The sequence below is a fragment of the Pleomorphomonas carboxyditropha genome, assembly GCF_002770725.1.
GTDB lineage: Bacteria > Pseudomonadota > Alphaproteobacteria > Rhizobiales > Pleomorphomonadaceae > Pleomorphomonas > Pleomorphomonas carboxyditropha.
In genome coordinates this window covers 30,409-48,044 of record NZ_NQVN01000029.1, presented here as the reverse complement: position 1 = coordinate 48,044, position 17,636 = coordinate 30,409, and the positions used below count along the sequence as shown (strand labels likewise).

The 17,636-nt window shown below is 60.7% G+C and carries 14 protein-coding genes; 5 read left to right on the top strand and 9 right to left on the bottom strand.

The window, feature by feature from the left end; genetic code table 11:
* From CJ014_RS24640 to CJ014_RS24625, 4 genes are all read right to left on the bottom strand, one after another.
* Nucleotides 1–2,169 (bottom strand): hypothetical protein (locus CJ014_RS24640; RefSeq protein WP_133121940.1); only part of this gene is annotated, 2,169 nt, incomplete at its 3' end.
* A 112-nt stretch (nucleotides 2,170–2,281) separates the two neighbouring features.
* Complete coding sequence (locus tag CJ014_RS27685) at nucleotides 2,282–5,161, bottom strand: hypothetical protein (RefSeq protein WP_133121939.1); 2,880 nt, start codon at nucleotides 5,159–5,161, stop codon at nucleotides 2,282–2,284.
* Between the two features lie 185 nt (nucleotides 5,162–5,346).
* On the bottom strand, nucleotides 5,347–6,540 hold the full coding sequence (locus CJ014_RS24630) for a hypothetical protein (protein WP_133121938.1): 1,194 nt from the start codon (nucleotides 6,538–6,540) through the stop codon (nucleotides 5,347–5,349).
* A 280-nt stretch (nucleotides 6,541–6,820) separates the two neighbouring features.
* Complete coding sequence (locus CJ014_RS24625; RefSeq protein WP_100083158.1) at nucleotides 6,821–7,507, bottom strand: hypothetical protein; 687 nt, start codon at nucleotides 7,505–7,507, stop codon at nucleotides 6,821–6,823.
* A 501-nt stretch (nucleotides 7,508–8,008) separates the two neighbouring features.
* Here CJ014_RS24625 and CJ014_RS27680 point away from each other — a divergent pair.
* Entirely contained in the window at nucleotides 8,009–8,485 is a 477-nt protein-coding gene (locus CJ014_RS27680) for a hypothetical protein (protein ID WP_133121937.1), read from the top strand.
* Between the two features lie 68 nt (nucleotides 8,486–8,553).
* Here the strand turns inward: CJ014_RS27680 and CJ014_RS27675 are convergent, their stop codons facing one another.
* Nucleotides 8,554–11,466, bottom strand: coding sequence for a hypothetical protein (locus CJ014_RS27675; RefSeq protein ID WP_133121936.1), 2,913 nt, complete (start codon nucleotides 11,464–11,466; stop codon nucleotides 8,554–8,556).
* Between the two features lie 255 nt (nucleotides 11,467–11,721).
* Between CJ014_RS27675 and CJ014_RS24610 the strand changes: the two genes are divergently transcribed.
* From CJ014_RS24610 to CJ014_RS24605, 3 genes are all read left to right on the top strand, one after another.
* On the top strand, nucleotides 11,722–12,045 hold the full coding sequence (locus CJ014_RS24610) for a hypothetical protein (RefSeq protein WP_100083155.1): 324 nt from the start codon (nucleotides 11,722–11,724) through the stop codon (nucleotides 12,043–12,045).
* Between the two features lie 80 nt (nucleotides 12,046–12,125).
* Complete coding sequence (locus CJ014_RS28335) at nucleotides 12,126–12,254, top strand: hypothetical protein (protein ID WP_280952358.1); 129 nt, start codon at nucleotides 12,126–12,128, stop codon at nucleotides 12,252–12,254.
* An 18-nt stretch (nucleotides 12,255–12,272) separates the two neighbouring features.
* A complete protein-coding gene (locus CJ014_RS24605) occupies nucleotides 12,273–12,614 on the top strand; it encodes a hypothetical protein (protein ID WP_100083154.1) in 342 nt (113 codons plus the stop codon).
* Here the strand turns inward: CJ014_RS24605 and CJ014_RS27670 are convergent.
* The 3 genes from CJ014_RS27670 to CJ014_RS24595 all read right to left on the bottom strand — a co-directional run bounded on the left by CJ014_RS27670 (nucleotide 12,586) and on the right by CJ014_RS24595 (nucleotide 16,367).
* Complete coding sequence (locus tag CJ014_RS27670) at nucleotides 12,586–12,876, bottom strand: hypothetical protein (RefSeq protein WP_133121935.1); 291 nt, start codon at nucleotides 12,874–12,876, stop codon at nucleotides 12,586–12,588. The two genes, CJ014_RS24605 and CJ014_RS27670, sit on opposite strands and share 29 nt — an antisense overlap.
* 651 nt (nucleotides 12,877–13,527) lie before the next feature.
* Nucleotides 13,528–14,091, bottom strand: a complete 564-nt coding sequence (locus CJ014_RS24600; protein WP_100083153.1) for a hypothetical protein — start codon at nucleotides 14,089–14,091, stop codon at nucleotides 13,528–13,530.
* 206 nt (nucleotides 14,092–14,297) lie between these two features.
* Nucleotides 14,298–16,367: a hypothetical protein gene (locus tag CJ014_RS24595; protein WP_100083152.1), complete on the bottom strand. Its 2,070-nt coding sequence runs from the start codon at nucleotides 16,365–16,367 to the stop codon at nucleotides 14,298–14,300.
* 346 nt (nucleotides 16,368–16,713) lie between these two features.
* Between CJ014_RS24595 and CJ014_RS24590 the strand changes: the two genes are divergently transcribed.
* Nucleotides 16,714–16,983: a hypothetical protein gene (locus CJ014_RS24590; protein WP_100083151.1), complete on the top strand. Its 270-nt coding sequence runs from the start codon at nucleotides 16,714–16,716 to the stop codon at nucleotides 16,981–16,983.
* Nucleotides 16,984–17,008: 25 nt separating this feature from the next.
* Here CJ014_RS24590 and CJ014_RS24585 read toward each other — a convergent pair whose 3' ends face one another.
* A complete protein-coding gene (locus tag CJ014_RS24585) occupies nucleotides 17,009–17,554 on the bottom strand; it encodes a hypothetical protein (protein WP_100083150.1) in 546 nt (181 codons plus the stop codon).
* Between the last annotated feature and the right edge of the window lie 82 nt (nucleotides 17,555–17,636).

Sequence of the window (17,636 nt, the reverse complement as noted above, 5' to 3'; positions counted from 1 at the left end):
GCCATCGCCTCCGGTCATGGCCGTGGCCTTGGCGAACCGGCCGGCCCGCACCGCCGCGGCGAGGTCGCCCGCGCCGGCCAGCGGATAGAAGCCGCCCTTCAGCGCGACGCCGCCGACGGTCACCGGCCGCGCCCCGACCCACGCCGGCGTCCCGCCGGTTGCCCGCCGCTCGCGCGCGGCGATCTCGCCCCGGAAGCCCTCGAGATAATCCCACACCGCCGCGATGAAGCGGGCGTCGCGGGCGTCGAGCGCCGCCAGGATCGGCGGCACCGCCTCCGGCGCCAGCCCCGCCCCGCCGCCGGCCAGGCGGGCATGGCCGGCTTCGTTGCCGGCGTTGAGCGCGATGGCGATCATCTCCCAGCGCGACAGCGACCGCCCCAGCCCCGGCAGGAAGCGGCGCACGCCCATCGCCCGCCGCTCGTCCGCCGCGTAGGGCGCGTAGAGCGCCGCGATGTCCGCCGCCGCCCGCTGCCGGCGGCGGCCGAGCGCCTGCCTCGCCGCATTGATCGACGCGGCCAGCCGGCGGACCGACGGCGCCCCGTCGCCGGCGATCTCGCGCAGCAGCTCGGCGGCGGCGCGGCCGGGGTCGACGGGGCGAGCCCCCGTCCCACCCTCCGTGCCGCCCGGCGCCCGCGCCACGGCGGCCACCGCTTCGGCCACCGCCGCGCTGAGGCTTTGCCGCCCGCGCGCGTCCACCAGCGCGTCGTTGCGGCCGATGGCGTGTTCGATGTTCTCGAGGCTGGCGACCACCGCGCGGAGCTCGCCGGCCGGCAATTCGCGATAGGGCCGCCCCTCGCCGCCGGCCAGCACGGCGTCGGCAAGCGCCAGCTCGTTCTCCCGGCCGGCCGCCGTCATCGCCTTCGCGAAGGCGGCCACGGCGCCGCGCGGCGCCGGGTCGCCGGGTTTGCGAAACTCGAACCGGTCGAGGATGGCGTCGATGGCCGGCCAGCCGTCGATGCCCTGCGTCACCTCCGGCCGGTCCGGCCGGTCGAGACGGCGCACCGTCCGTTCCGCCGCCTGGAGATCGTCGGCGATCCGCCGCGCCTCGGCGTGGAGCGCCAGGTTGAGAAGCTGCCGGCGCCGGGCGTCGTAGAGCTTCTTGCTCCTTTGCCCCTCCTCGCCGGAGGCGGAAAGCTTCGCCGCTTCCTCGCCGGCCCGCCGCTCGGCGGCCAGGTGGCGCCGGGCGTCGACGGCGTCGCGCACCGGCGTTCCGGCCAGCGCCGCGCGGGCGAAATCCTGCGCCGCCGCCGCCGTCAGCGGCCTGTCCTCGCCGGCCGGGCCGGCCAGCGCCCGGAGCTCGGCGGCCAGCCAGTCGGCCATCCGGCCGCCATGGATGGCGGCGAGCGCCTTTTCCGGCAACGTGCCGTCGACGAGCGGGTCGCCATGGCGCTCGATCATCAGGCGGCGGGCCTCGGCGGCGATCGTCGCGCCGCGCCTCGGCGCCAGCGCCATCGCCTGGATCATCTCGTCGCCGCTCGAAAAGCCGAACAGGCCGGCCGCCTCGTCGGGGTCGACGCCGCCCTCGGCGGCATAGGCGGTGGAACGCCCGCGCGGCAGCGCCGCCAGCACCGCCTCGCCATAGCGCTCGACCAGGATCGGCCGCGACAGCCTGAGCACGGGCAGCGGGCGGGGCGCATCGCCCAGCCGGCGGCGGTTGGTCAGCCACTCGGTCGCCCGGTAGACCGGCAGCGCGTCGATCCGCCCCTCGGCCTCGCGCGTCGCCGCCGCCAGCCCGTCGCGATACCATTTTTCGCGCGCCGCCCGCACCGGCCGCATGATCGCCTGGGTCAGCCGCTCCTCGGCCTCGGCTTCCGCCGCCGCCCGCAACGCCCCGAGATCGGCCGACACCGGACCGAGATCGCCGGCCGCCCGGCGCGCTTCGCCGAGCGCCAGATCGGTGGCCAGCAGCCGGTCGAACACATCGCCCACCTCGGGCGCGACCGCCACGCCGAGCCGCCGCATCGTCAGGTAGGCCTCGATCAGCCAGGCCCGGAAACGGCGGAACGCCAAGCGCGGCCCGGCCGGCAACGCCTTGTCCTCAAGAAGAGAAGCGGCGAAGGCGCGGGCGAATTGATGCCCGATATCGGCGGTATCGCTCCGTCGCTCCATGGCGAGAAAGCGGCGCCCGGCCTCGAGCAGCAGGGCCGAAGGGTCAGCCGTCTCGAACAATCGCTTCAGAGCGTTGCCATCCTGGCCCGCAGGCGGGTTAGCGCCATCCGCAGTCATGGGCGGCTGGTCCGCTGCCTTGCCTGCTCGCGCCTCGGTCACATCCAGCGCGGCCTCATTCTGGCCGAGGTATATGGGCTTTTTTGCTCCTTGGGATAGAAGGACCGTATTGGTGGCCATCTCTGAGGGGGACATCAATCTTCTCCGAAGGGGTGAAAACGGGGGTAACGGCTATTTTGGACGGGACGAGCGCGGACGGCGACGCCGAATCCATGAGCGTGTCTTTGGCTGCGGAGGGGGGCAAAGAGACGGTCTCCTTCCCGCCATCAACGGCTGGCCGCTTTACCGAGTTGCTGGCGACTGAATCCGCCTTGTCTGGCGGGCTGGCGGTCGCCTTTTCGCTAGAGAGCGCATTCAGCCCTTGGGAACCTGTGGCGGGAGTGGGATCGGTAGCGGTCTTGGTGCTAGAGGCGGCGGGAGCACCTGCCTGTTCACGTCCCGCCGGCGCCGCTTCGTTCGCTCTCCTGGACGGCTCGTCTGGGGCAGTGAATCCCTGACGCACGGCCTCGTCCGCAATCTCCTGAATTTTCCCCATGGCCTGCGCGACAAACTCGTTAGCCTTTTCCGTCGTCATGCCAAGCGGATTGAATTTCATATCAGGCATGAGGGCGGTGCCCTCCTTCGTGCTCGAAAGATCGGTCACGAAAGCAGAAGTGCGAATGCGCAGGTCTCCGCCACTTAGGAGGGCGGCGTCATATTCGGCCCGCGTCATGCCTTTTAGTCCTCTGGCGATCTGCCAGGGATCAGCGCCGTTACTTTTCAGAGTATCGACGAATCTCTCGATCGGAATGTAGACATATTCGGCGGGTGTGCCCTGCGTCACGTTATCGACCAGGCCACGGAACACCTCCGGCTGCTGTCTACGTATCTTCGAAACAGAAGCTTGCTCGGACAGTTGTCGCAACATGGCTTGGTTCCGCATGGCCACCTGAGCTTTGGCAAGGCCTTCGCCAATGGCTTTGAAGCCAGCCTCGCCAGCCTGCTGCGCCGCGCTCTTTACCAGTGCCCCCAGGCCCTTGAGAAGGATCGCGTTCAAATCGGGATCTTGACCAGACGCCGTCTGCGCCGCAGCTTCTCCAGCCATTGCCATTGCAGCCGGCGCGGATATCTGAACGAGTGCGTTGCCAATGGGACTTTCTACCAACTGCTTGCCGGCCATATGCGCAGAAAGGCCGTCCATTAAGGCGATGAAAAGCGCTCTCGTTTCGCCGTATGTTTTCGCCTCATCGAACAATTTCTGATCAGTGGCGGCCCGTCGAGCTCCCTCTAGCGTCCTAATGTCGAGACCCTGCTTCGCAAGGTAATCACTCGACGCCGTAAAGCGATTCTGGATAAACGATCCCGTGGTCGCCACCGCGATGCCGACGCCAGGGCTCTTCGTCACCCCCGCCGCTGCCATCGCCGCGGCGTCAATAGGCATACCTTCGAGTATCGATTCCAGTAAAAGAGATGTAAAGCCGACAGGTTCCTCGAGAATATCACCAAAATATTTCGAAACTTGTCCAGTTGTGGACTGATCTTTCCCTGGTCCGTTTCTTAAATTGGCATATCGGGTAGCGGTTACCGACCATGGTAGTGAATTGATACGTTCATATAATTTTCCGACTCGTTGAGCATAATATACAGAACGGGAAACATTTTCATCTCTGGTTCCAGAAGAAATTTTCGCAAGCAACCATCGAGATGTTGCATCGTAAATATCGACAGGACTGGCGACTAATCCATCTAATATTTTTGTATTGGCTAGAATTTCATCGAAAGAACGACCACTATCTTTCGCTAGTTGTGCGTAATATTCGTATTCACTATAGTTATAAGCCAGAGCGAAACCCCAGAGCCCCCGGGCAATGGCGTTGGTGATCGGCGCAAACAAGGGCTCCAGCTCTGCCCGCGCTTCGTTGGGGGGCGTCTTGCCGGCGTGGGTACGGGAGAGAACATCATCGAGACGCTCTACGTTGAAGTATTTCTGCTGCTGTATCCATAAGCGGAGATCGGCCATATCTTCGTCACTGGCATTCGCCGCGTTGACGATACGATCAATGTGTTTCTCGCGATCGGCCTTTTCCTCCGGTGTGGGGAAGACTAGCTCCCAGTTCGACGCCCACCCTTTCTCTTCCGCTTGAGCTGAAGGAACCGAGCCATAGCTCGTCCAGTAGCCTGAATTATCAATGGTCGTCCTGGGCGCTTCGGCAGCGTTGACGCTCAGATCGGCCTGCGCTCCCGGCGCTGCGGAAACAAAAGCCTGTCCGGTCGCCTGAATCGGAAGAACCGCCACTGATGCCGGTTGGGCAGTGGTCGCACCCGGTATTCCCGTGGCATTGTCGTTCGGGTTCTTCTTTGCCTCTGGCGCCCCCGTAGCACCAGCGTTCGACATCTCCTGCGTCGGCAGTATCGGCACAAAAGCGGCATCTCCCGCGCCCTTCGTCACCTGCCCCGCTGCCGACGCCATTTTATCCGCCGTGCTCTTCAGCGGGCCGACGGTATTCGCTCCAGGATTGCCGAATGTTGCCTGGGTTGGAGCAGAGGCAAGGCTCTGCCGATCCTTCGGCCACATCTGCCAGAGAGGCGGCGCTTTCGGAGGCTCACCAATTCTTGCAATGGTCGTCGCGATTGGCAGGAGATTGTCGAGATCGCCCTTGACGAGGGCAAAGTTTTGCCGTTGGTCCAGCCATTCGGCGAGCTTGGGCGCGCTGGCTCGAATTGCGTCCAGCTTTGCGTCGACAACGATTTTGTCGAATAGCTCGCGATTATCTTCGACCAGCCCGGCCGGCGCGGGCCTGTTGCCCGTTGCAGCGGCGACTTGGCTTGCAATCTCCTGGGCTTGTGCGGTATTGGTCGGGTCTCCCGTCGCGGCGGCTGTCTGGAGCTTCGCGCGGGCACCGTCCTCCAGACCGCGCCTTTCCCTCCAAGCGATGTAATTGGCTGTATGCGACAAGGCGGCATTCCCCAGTGACCAGAATGCCGGATGCTAGGGTGGGAAAGGTTTCCGCTGTGGCGAACCGCCGATCGCAACGACAACGGCATTTCGTGAATGCCAGTCGTTTCTGCGTGGAAAAACCATTGATATCAGGCGTAGGCGTACGCGACGGCCTGTTGCCTAAAGTCCCAGCGATAAATGCTCTATTTGCCACGAAAAGCTTCACATGACGCGTCATTCACAACCAGATCAGCGATCTCGACCTTTTGCGGCGTTCTATATACCCCCCGAACATCAACACCAAAAGCCATCGCTTCAACAAACATAAAACCGCGACATAGTCTACGTCTTACATCATCCCATTTTATATTTTTCTGATCACCCGAATAATCATAATAAGCGTTAAGTTTACCATCTTTATATTCACTAAAAGACCAGACCGTCTCGCTGTCGAGCTGACGCGTCATCTGCCATTCATTGACAATTTCCCGCACGATCTGCGGAATTTGAACCTGCAGTTGCTCACAAAGCTGGGTATTCGCTTTCGCTTCGCCTAGAGGCACCCCCTGCTGCCCGATATATTTCTTCTCGATGGTCCCACCCGCTTCTATCAAAGCAATGAAATTTGCCGCTTTGCACATCTCATAAGTCTTCATGTTTAGCCACAGCCGCGAATAGGGAACGCGTCCATCGGCACGCTCATAAACGAAGCGGAGTGTAGCCTCATCAACCTCTGCCGAGGTCATAACCGTGGACTCATCGATGATCTCAGGGGGATGGATGTTCCCGGCCACTTCCTTCAGCCAACCGTTCAAGCCACGATTTTGCAGCTCGTACCGCCCCACTTTTCTTTGCAGTTGCGGGTCGTTCTGCTCGTTGCGAGCAATCTGCTCACTATTTCGATCCGTGAGAACCGTCAGCATTCTGCCAGATCCAAACAGAAACAAGCCTAAGATGACGAGCAGGATGTTTCGGGCAAGCCGCGGAAAGCCCGATTTCGCCGGCTCCTGCGATCGCTTGAAAAGCAATACAAGGCTGATAATCGGGATAAATCCCAAGTACCAGTTTTTCCAGTGGCCATATGCGTCATTTGATCTTGCTGCTGAAGCAAGACCGAGCAAAACAGTTCCTATGATGAGGCAAGAATAGCTGGCCAGCAGCAATTCGAACAAATAATCATTCTTCAACGCCTCTAGAAAGAAGCCATCGATGAAATATCTCATTCCCAAAAATAGAAGACATAACCCCATGACAAAGAAATAAGCGGCCCGCCCCAATCGAAACTTAGGCTTCACCAAGGCAACGACAATCGCCGCAAAAGCAAACAGCATTCCCCAGGAGAAAAAGAGGGAATTGGAGTTGCCGGTTTGGAAAATCCTATAGGCTAACGCTTCCATATACAAAACTCTACTTATCGGAGAAGAACAACAAATCCTACCCCGATAAGGTGCGGATGGACAACGGGCTATCCACGGAGATCACAACGAATATCATGGTGACCTCAAGCCACCATCTTGCCACACCTCGTAAACCCCGCTCTCACCGCGCCTGCCGGAACGTCTGATATTCCCGTGCTACCTCGCCGTCGGTCGGCTTGCGACCCAGCTTGAGGGCAAACTGCCGGCCGATGTTCTCGCGAAGGTCGAGCGGACGCCGCCGCTCCCCGCCCGGCGCCCGCTAGCCACGACCGCGCGCAGTCCGCCGATCGGCAGCTCGCGGTAGGGCTTGTTGTCGCCGCCGCGCCGCCAGCACCGCCTCGCCATAGCGCTCGACCAGGATCGGCCGCGACAGCCTGAGCACGGGCAGCGGGCGGGGCGCATCGCCCAGCCAGCGGCGGTTGGTCAGCCACTCGGTCGCCCGGTAGACCGGCAGCGCGTCGATCCGCCCCTCGGCCTCGCGCGTCGCCGCCGCCAGCCCGTCGCGATACCATTTTTGGCGCGCCGCCCGCACCGGCCGCATGATCGCCTGGGTCAACCGCTCCTCGGCCTCGGCTTCCGCCGCCGCCCGCAACGCCCCGAGATCGGCCGACACCGGACCGAGATCGCCGGCCGCCCGGCGCGCTTCGCCGAGCGCCAGATCGGTGGCCAGCAGCCGGTCGAACACATCGCCCACCTCGGGCGCAACCGCCACGCCGAGCCGCCGCATCGTCAGGTAGGCCTCGATCAGCCAGGCCCGGAAACGGCGGAACGCCGCGCGCGGCCCGGCCGGCAACGCCTTGCCGTCCAGAAGATAGGCGGCGAAGGCGCGGGCGAACCGGTCCTCGTGGTCATCGGCCTCGCCCCACCAGCGGGACAGCGCCTCGCCATCGGCTCTTGCAGCCGCATCGCCGTGATCGCCCGTAGTCGTGAGAAGTGTCAGGAACAAGCGAGCGCCATCGCGCAGGAGTCCCGGAAGATCGCCAGCAGCGAACAACCGCTTCAGCGCCCCGGCCCCTCCGGGTGCTTTGTCATCGTCAGGGCCGGGGTAAAGGCGGGGAGCCTCCTCGCCTGTCGTCCGAGGGGAACTGATCGTCATTCTATTCTCCGACAATAGGGCGGGCAGGACCGACCAGCTTCCCGCGCATTGTGCGAGGGAAATGAAGTCGAACCTCCGAGCTTTTCGCGGGCCGTAGAGAAGGCAGGCGTCCGCCCGCTCTCTTGAGCCGATGTGGGCCGGTGCAAACGAGCTTGAGATTGGCTTTGGTCGACAGGGCGGCATTCCCCAACGGCAGGAGTGCCGTATGCTAGAGGCCGGAGGGTTTCCGCCATGGCTGGCGATGCCATCACCACCTAGCGGACCTGCGCTCGTTCGCTGGCCCTTTACGTATTCATCGCGAGTTCCGAGAAGGTTGTCCGCCATTGTCTCCTCACATCCTGAGAGAGCATAGTGGAAATCAACAGAGAGCAATCAGCCGCTCCATCAACGAAATTGGGCGAGCACGCCCGTTTGCCACAGGCTCAGATGAAAATGAATCAGGACGATCAAGAAAGAGAGAGAGAAGCCAAATCAATTAAGGGCAAAAACCGGAATAAATGCCTTCTGATTTTGTTTCTCACCTCTCTTGTTTTGGCTAGCATAAGTGTAGAGATCGCCGATATCGCAAGCCCAGGAACTTATTCCTCCTCAACAGCGTATTACTGGGGAGGAATAACCGGGGCCACGATCACGACATACATCTTTTCCTTGTTCTTTTTTGCAATAGTCAGGTTGATCCGCGGCGGCTCCACGCCGTTAGCAGGGCTCGGCACAGGCATCGCTGCTGCACTCCTGCTGTTCGGCATTACGACTCACAAGGACGCAAACCTCATAGACAAGAGTTATGAAGCGACCCATGCTGAAGACGCTGGATCATCGCAGCGTTGAAACAAATGCGTTAGGCCTCACAGCCAGACAGCTCTCGGTCTTGCGTCCGGATTGGCCTAGAAGGGACTTCAAGGAGAAATCGAGCGCATGAGCGTATCTTTGTCTGTAGAAGGCGCCGGCCCCTCGGAAAGCTCCTTTTGAGTTTTCCAGAAGGCGCGCTTCCTTTCTTCCTTTGCAACCTTGTGTTGTCTTGAGGCCTCTCTCTTTTTATCGGCGTTATTCTGCCGGATCTTCGCACCATCCGCCTGCTGCTGAGCTTCTGCTTCCCTGCGCGCTTCGTTCCTTTTCTGCTGTTGTGTTTTTCGTTTCTCGTGTGTTTGGCGAGAGGAGTCGGAGGGCGGATTAGTGCTTCTAGTGTCAAGCGAAGGACCATTGGCGGACGTCGGCGAAGGTTTGTCAGTAGGGACACCAGTGGAGGCTGCGACTGGTTCGGTGCCAGTATCGAGTTTGGCCCTCCATTGGGGAGCCTCCTTTGTTATCTCCTCAAGCGCTTTGCGAACTTCTTCGTTGTATTTCTCGGCCACTGCCCATGGCATATCGGACGGATCGAGGCGAAGATGCCTCAGCATGGCCTCCCCCTCCTTCATTCCAGCGAAATCCACGAGATAACTGGCGGTGGGAATACGCAGATCGCCACCAGTCGATACGGCTGTGTCGAAATCCGATATGGGAGCTCCCTTTATTTTTCGGAAAACCTCGCGCGGCTCTGCACCGATCTCCTTCATGCCAACGAAGAATTCATCCGGAGATATATAAAGATATTCGGCCGGCTCCCCCTTTAACTTCTCTCCAACGAAATCGCGAAGCACTTCAAGATCTTGTCCGCTTGCCCTCCATGAACTAGATTCGCTCGAAATACTCTTCAGAGCAGTATAATTTCGACCACTTGCATGTACTTGTCCGATAACATTACCAAAATAGGAAGAAATAGCTCCACCTAGAAAGGCCCCCCCTGTCCCCTCCAGCCATTCTTGATTTTTATCAAACTTCCACCACGAAATTAAATTTTCCCCGGTCTTCTGAGTTGCCTGCTGCACCCCTTCCATGCCAGCGGTCAACAGTGTGCCCGCCGTTCGACCAAGAGCGTTTTTGACGAATGGGATTTTCGCCACCTTTTCCGCGAAGGGAAGCGAGGAAAGCGCACCCCATCCCGCATTCCACCAACCGGCTTCAGTTTGAACGACCTCGCTGGCTCCGGCCTCGCGCGCCTTGGAGACTCCAGCCCCTCCCGAGCGCAAAGCCCCGTAAAGAGCCAATCCAATCGCGCCTGCAATTCGTGGAATGCTCAAAGCCGCCAGGATATCAGGAGTGGCCTCTCCGGCCAGGCTAGCTAAGCTATTTTCCTGACCGGGCGTGGCAGCCCATTCCGTTCGAGCGTAATTTTGCCAATACTCTCCGGACGCTTGATGCCTTCGAGCGGAGCTTTGAGTGTCAAGCCTCACTCCATTCAAATATTCAAGTACTTTTTTCGGATCTTTATGCTCGAAAACAACTGAATCTAGCTCTCTATACAAATCTTTGTAATAGTAGAAATACTGCTGACTCGCCATTACACGAAGTTTATCATAATCTTGAATTTTTGCATAAGCGATTGCATTAGCAATATCCTCTATTTCTCTAATTTTTTCAGGAGACGGCTCGGAAAGCTGTCCAATAAATTCTTCGGCTTGCCCATACGAAGTTATAGCCCATCTAATTAATCCCTTCGCGTATTCGGGAGAAATGAGTTCGGAATTGGCCGCCACCGTCCAACTTCCAATCGGAATGGGCCCGTTTGGCGCAGTGGGCTTCGGCGCTTCAAAAACGGCACCATCGTAGGGAGCCGGTGGGCGAAACATGTTCAAGGGATCTGTGAGCGACGGCAGGGGATAGGCGTCATACCGCCCCCGTTCCCAGGCCGTCGCGTCGGGACCGGTATAGGCTTCATTACCGGCTGGAGCGCCAGACGGTTGCCCCGCCGAAGCGAACAGGGCTCGCAACTCCCTCTCCGCAGCCTTTCGTCCGACAAGACCGTAGGCCATCTGGTCAACCAGGCGATGAGCCTCATGCCGTCGAATGCCCGGATGCTGATCGATGCTGAGGTGAAGATAGTACAGAGAGCCTTGGTTGCCGCCGGCAACCGCACTGATGAGCTTGTCCTGCTCTGGAGAAATAGCGACGGGAGAACCCCGCTCCGGAGCTTTTGCCTCAGTCCCCCCTACCACTGGCGCCGCGACGACCGGCTTCATCCCTTCAGATGAAGTCAGCGGAGGCACATTGATCTGTTCCGTTCCTGCTGGAGCGGCACCCGGCACGGCAGCGGTGGGTACGCCCGCATTGTTCTGCGGTGCCGAAGGAGAGGCGACCGGCCCCGATACCGCCGGAGCACCGGCGTTAGGCACGTCCGCGTTTTCCGGTGTCTCGGCGGGAATGCTGTCTGTCACGCCTGCACCAACGGGCGGATTGGCGGCGGCGGTTGGCGCCTCCATCGGGCGCGGAAGTGGAACGGGAACAGGCTTTCCCGAATTCGCCGCAAGAATGGGCGGAGAAACCTCCGCGTCCCCGATCGGCGCCGAGACCGCCGGGATGGAGGCTGAAGCCAACTGCAATCCCGGCCAGAACGCTCCGCCTATCGGGCGACGTGACGCATCGATGGCCTTGTTTGCCGCCTGCTCGATAGCCACGAGCGAGGGGTAGTGTTCCCTGGCGACGGGCGGGTTTTTGGGGTTGCTCAGATAGTCGAACAGCTTGGGCGCGCTGGTTCGAAGCGCGTCCATCTCCGCATCGTCGACGACCTTGCAGAACGCCTCGCGGTTGTCTCTGACCACCTCCTCCGGCGCCGGCTTGTTTCCCGTCAGGTCGGCCACTTGCTCGGAGAGCAGGGCGTCCGTGCGGGGCGTGCCGTCGTCTTCCAGCTGGGCCACGGTCTGGAACTGCTTGCGCGCGTCGTCGTCCCGCCGCTGCCTACCCTTGTAGGCGTCGTAATTGTCAGGGGTGAGCAAAGGCCTGTCTCCCAAAAGGATCAGGCCAGACGCTAAGTCGTGGTGGGTTTCCGTGCTGATCGGCAACGCCGATCGATACGATCGGCCGATGGGAACGCCATGGGCATTAGGGTGCAGGTCGCCGGTCCCCGTAGTCGCCCTAATTCTAAAAGGAGTTGCAGCCCGCTGCCGACTCGCCCACTAAATTGGCGCATTCGCAATGACTGACAATGAACCTGCGATGTCTGTTTAAAGGCTCGAGCGAAAGGTAAGAAAATGCTGCGAGACTATAGTCCTCAAGAGAAAAGGAGCGGCTTTTGGAAGAGCATCGCTATCCTGTTTCTTCTTTCGGTCGTCGGCAGCCTTGCGCTCAAGCTGCACAGAGGCGATGAAGTTGGCCACTTCCGCGGCGCCCAGGGACGATGGGTCGGAGAACTTCTGGGTGAGGCCGGCATCCCTTTCTTCGCCGGGCTGCTTGTCTTCGGTATCGTCAGGCTGAGGCGTTGGGCCGACGTTCCCAAGGCCGGACTGATATCGGGCATCATCACCACACTGATCTTTTGCGGCTTGCTCTATCGCGCCGATATGTTGTTCCCTTAAGAGTTTGCTCGAAACTCGCTGGTATCAGGCCAAAAAGTTGCAGTGGGCCGGCGGCGTCCGTCCTGTTCCTGACATCAACGATGGAACTCAGCCGGCACGCCTTCGTCTTGTCGTCCCGCGTCATGCCTTTCCTGCAGGATCAGGACCTGCTGGCCGCCTGCCGCAAAGAGCTTCTGGAATGGGCGAAGACCAATATCAAGGTTGAGTGACAGCGCGGGAGGTAAGATATGCAGCAGGATGGAACGCAAGAGGCGATTGAACAGGTCGCGGCGTCAAAAAGCAACGGCAGGAACAAATGCATGCTCATCCTGCTCGGCTTGTCTCTGGTCATAACGGTGGTCATGGCCATAGCGACCGGCCAGAGCATTCCGGACCGTCCTTTTGGAATATCCGGGTTCATCGGCGAGCAACTCGGGTTTGCGCTGGGCCTGTTTCTTCTTTCGCTGCTCTTTTTCGCTTTGGTGCGACGCAAGCGCAAAGACAATGTGCCGACGGCAGGGCTCGGCACCGCCATCGTTTGCATGCTCATCTTGAGCTATTTCATCTACGTTGGCGCCACGAGCCCATAAAGTGCGTCTCCCTCACACTGTCACCAACCCAGAAGTCGTCCCTGGGGATGGCCGCGCCATCAGGATCACCCAGATACGCAAATAGCTTGGGCGCGCTGGCACGGATTTCGTCCATTCGCGCGTCGTCGGCGATCCGGCCGAACAACTCCCGATTGTCTTTGACCAGTTCAATCGGCGCCGGCCTATTCCGGGTCGCGGCGGCAACTTCGTCGGAAATCTGTGCATCGCTGGCGGTCGAACCGATCTTTTCCAGCCGGGCCACAGCCAGGAATTGCTTGCGCGCGTCGTCGTCCCCCGCCGCTGCCTACCCTTGTAGGCGCCGTATTCGTCAGGGGTGAGCAAAGGCCTGCCTCCCGAAAAGGATCAGGCCAGACGCTAAGTCGTGGTGGGTCTCCGTGGTGATCGGCGGCACCGATCCGTCCGGCAGTCGGCGACATCGGGGACTCCAAAGCTCCGTCTTCTAGCTTTCTATCCTCTGTATTCACCACGACTCTAGAAATGGTTGCAGTCCATTGCCGACTCGCCTCCAGGAGAGGCATAGTCGCTGAAGCTGAGGGTCCGCACGTCCGATCCTCTTGCCGTTTATTTGACTTTGCGGGCTAGTTGGTTCGTCTCGAATATGAGGTCGAAACCTCCGATGACTTTTTGTTTTGGCGTTCAATGCCTTCATCCGCCCATTTCGGCATGGCGGAGATAAATCAACGTAGCGCGTCTGAGACATCACGCCCTGAGCCTTCATCGAGAAGCCCCGCCCTCACGCCCCCTGCGCCTGCCGGAACGCCTGATACTCCCGCGCCACCTCGCCGTCTGTCGGCTTGCGGTCAGGTCACGGTTAGGAATTGCCTGCGCGTGTCGTCTTCCCGCCGCTGCCTACCCTTATCTTGCGTGACATCGAGCGATGATCGATTGCCACCTACCCATTGCCAACGATTACCACCACCCCACGCTGTAGAAACTCCATCTGCAGTTTGACCGTTCCTATGAGCAGGATGCCAATGATGATCAGCAGGGTGTTTCCGGCCAGTCTCTGAAAGTCTAGTCCCTTTGGCTCCTGCGGTCGCTTGATAAGCAATGCCAAGTTGGCAATCGGAATGAACCCCAAAAACCAATAGGTGCGATGGCCATAAGCATCCATGGCCCGGGCGGCGGATGCTAGTCCGAGCAAAATGCCCATCGCGACAAGGCAGCCATAGGTAGCCAGCACCCATAGCGGGAAAAAATTACTCTTCGGAAGAAAGAGTAAGGATACAAATATCAGTTTCAGGCTTACTAAGGCGAGCAGAAAGAATAATGATATTGCGAAAAAATAGCCGGCTCGACCGAGCTTGAACTCTGGCTTTGCAAAATGCAGGACAGCCGCTGCGGAAATAAAAGGCACTCCGAAGATTGGGATAAGGAAGGAGCGGGAGAGAAAAAATAAGGCCTTTGCGGCCAGCCAATATATAGGAGAGAGGATCGATTCCACCAGCAGGTCCATAGCGGGATTCTACCATTAGCTGTATAAAGGCAACTTATACGAAAACAGCCTCCTTGCCCGCAATGGTCTTTTCTTTGAATGCACCGAATTCGCGCGTCCGCGTGCGCAACTGCCTGTTATCCTTGGCGACGAAGACCACGACGAATGTCGCGGTGACCTCGCATTCCAAACCGCCAGCTTGCCGCCTTCGAAAGAGCGCCCCGCCCTCACGCCCCCTGCGCCAGCCGGAATGCCTGATACTCTCGCGCCACCTCGCCATCGGTCGGCTGGCGGCCGAGTTCCTGTTGCAGTTGGCGGGCGATGCTGTCGCGAAGGTTGGGCGAGATGTCGCCAAATCGCACAGGCTTGCCGGCGCCGCTCTCCGCTGCCGGGCGCGGCGTGATGTAATAGCCAAGGATGTGCGGGTTGATCATCTTCTGGAAGTCGGCCGTCGTCGGCCTGGTCGAAGGGTTGGCCTTGCGGAAGGCGGCAAGGTCGTCGTAAAGCGCGTTCTGCACCTGGGCCAGCAGTTGGCGCTGTTCGGCGCTTTCCCCGCCGCCGGAACCTATCGCGCCCGCCTCTTCCAGCCGTGTCTTCGCCAAGTCGAAGGCGCTGGCGAGCTCGGCGCCCTGGTCGCGCGCCTTGCGGCTGTCCTGGCCGATCGCCGATTGCGCCGCGGCGAGCACCTTGAGATCGGATCCCTCGAGGCGGTCGCGATAGTCGTTGAGATCGAGCCGCGCGAAGTCCTCCGGCCGGCTGGCGGCGTAAAGATACATGTCGCGCAAGAGCACCTCGTCGGTGTCGGGCGGGCCGGCCAGCGTTTTTGCGGCATAGCTGCGCGCCGAGGCCACCGCATCACGGCCCGCCCCCTGCCGGACGCTGAATGGCACCTGGTCCGGCGCTACCCCGGCGCCGACCTGCCGCCACAGCTCGGCCTTGGCCGCCATCTGCTGCTGCAGCTCCTGCTGGCTCTGCTGTTCAAGCGTGCCGAGGATCGCCTGCCGGGCAATGTCGCGGCGGCGCGGATCGGCAATCGCCGCGAGATGCGCGTCGATCTGCCCGGACGACGGCGCCAGCGCCCGCGCGGTGACGCCGTCGGCGGCGGCCACCACCGAACCGCCCGCCCCGCCGACCGGCATGCGCAGGCCATAGCGTCCGGCATTGCGCCGCGCCCAGTCCTGCAACTGCGACGGAGCGACGGAAAGGCTTTCGCCTTTGTAGGTGAGATCGACCGTTCGCCCCGGGCCGTCCGCTTCGCTTTGCGGAAAGCGGATGCCAATGTCGTCGCGGAACTTCGGGGGAGCGTCGTCCATGAGGGCGGAAAGATTGGTAGCGAAGTTGGAATCGAGGCGGGGCACCTTCCCCGCGTCGTCGCCCGTGATGCGGCCAAGCAGGAGAGCCCGCTCCGGCGTCGGCCCGGCAGCGCGCCCCGTGGCGTCGGCGCCTGCCTCCGCGAAAAGCGGGTTCGCGGCCTCGGCCGGCTTTCGCTTTCCCTCTGCGAAGGCGACGCCATCCTGCCGTGTCGTTTCGTCGAGCGCCGCCTCGCCGACGGTGGCCTTCAGCCTGTTCTGGGCGTCGGGCAGCAGGAAGCCCTTCTGGCTTTCGATATCGGCGGCCGCACCGATCGGATCGGTTTCGGCCTTTCTGACGATGCGGTCCTCGTGCACGCCGGAAATCAGCTCTGCCGACTGGCCGGCGAGATCATCGGCATGCCATCCTAGAAGACCGCCGATATTCTGAAGCTCCGTGAAACCGGCGATCATATCCAGCTTCTCGTCGTTGGTATCCCAGCTCGCCGCCGCATTTTCGCGGAAGGTATCGACGCGCGCCTTGCTGGTCTGCACCGTCCACACGCCGCGCTGCGTCATGGCATGCCTGGAGGCTTCGTCCATCAGGTTGTTGATCGTGACGTTGCTGGCGTCCCAGTATTTTCTCTGCGCCAATGGCGACAGGCCGGCGGCCCCGTCTTTCGCCAGTTGCAACAGGCTCGCTTTGTATCCCTCCAGCCCCTCCACCGCTGCCCGGCCACTGGTGCCCATATAGCCGCTTTTGCCGTAGCTGAGTTCGCGCGCACCACCCATGAAGGTGTTGTTGCTGTCCTTGGCCTCGTTGGTGGCGTCGAGATCCTTCACCTCGGCCACCGCCTGCCCGATATCGATCAGCCCCCGCCCCACGCTGCCCAGCGCCTCGCCGATGCCGGAGCCGAACATCTCGCCGGTGGCGCGGGTGGTGTCGCGGAAATTGAGGCCGGGGTCGAGGCGAATGCCACGGTCTTCATAGGTCGGCACAACGGGCATCTTGTCCTCGCATCGCTTGCGCGCCAGGACGCCTTGGCGGTCCGGCGCTGTCGGCCCGACGCTAAGGACTTGAGGTTTCCGTGGTGGTCTGGGGCAACGGACGCGCTCGAAGAGCGGCGGCAATGAACGCGGCACCGGACCGTATCGAGCCCTGCCTCCCCGAGGACGACGTTTATAATTTCGTCCATCTCGCCCCGGCTCGGACCGCCATCGAGGCCGCCCGGACGCCACGACCTTCGGATGTGCGAGCCCTCTTGGCAAACCACTTCCGGTAGATCATGCTGCCTTCGGCGACTCGCCGGCCCGCCATCAGGGCGCCGCTCCAATCACGATACGGCTTTCGACCATGACTTTGTTCTTCGTTATGCTTGTCGTCAAACTCGCCGATATCGCCGCGATCGCTTCTTTCATCATGGGGCTGTTCAAGGTCAGGAACGCCGTCGGCTACCCCGTCGCCATCGCCCTCGCAATTCTCGGGCACGTGATCCTGAGGAGCACGCAAGTTTTGGGCGTGACCTGGAATGCCGTCGAGTTCATCAGCATCGCCGCCGGCCTTGTCGCAACCTGCCTCGCCTTCTTCATCGGCAAGGCTTTGCGCCGGGACATCAGGAACTAACCCCCGAACTTGGGCTCGCGCCCTGTTAATTGTCGCCGGCCACCTTCTCCATGGCCGTGGCAAAAATATCTTTCTCCATTCGCCGGGCTATGTCCTGCATCTCTTCGGGAGGCACGGTCGTGCCCTTCTTGTTTGCATGACGCTGCATAACGGAATCGAAGTATTGCTGCTTTACAGTCTCTATTTTTGCGTCAAAATCCTCAATTTCTTTGCCATCGGCGGTTCCGTGTATACCATCCGTAAAATTCTTCACCTTGAAGCCATAAATCTCGGCGAGCGTGTCCAGACCAACGCGTTTGGCTTCAGAGGCAAGCATCGCGTAGGATAAAGCGGCTACTTTCTTTAAATTTAGCGAGCCGCCTTTTCTTGCCAATAGTTCGTCATAATGATCGTCTATACTAGAGATCAACAAATTTTCAGCCACCTTGACTATGAACAGTTTTTCCAACTCGTCGAATTTGGACAGATCGACGAGCCCTTCAGGCGTCATGGCAACAGTGGCCGCTTCGGCGTGAATACCACCAAGCAACACGGCGAGCGCCAAAACCAGCCCCTGAACGAACTTCTGCACGACGACTCCTCCCTCGACCGATTCCAGCAAGAGCGCATTAAGGCCTCCTGCCGGAAATCATATGAAAACAAACCCATGGCGC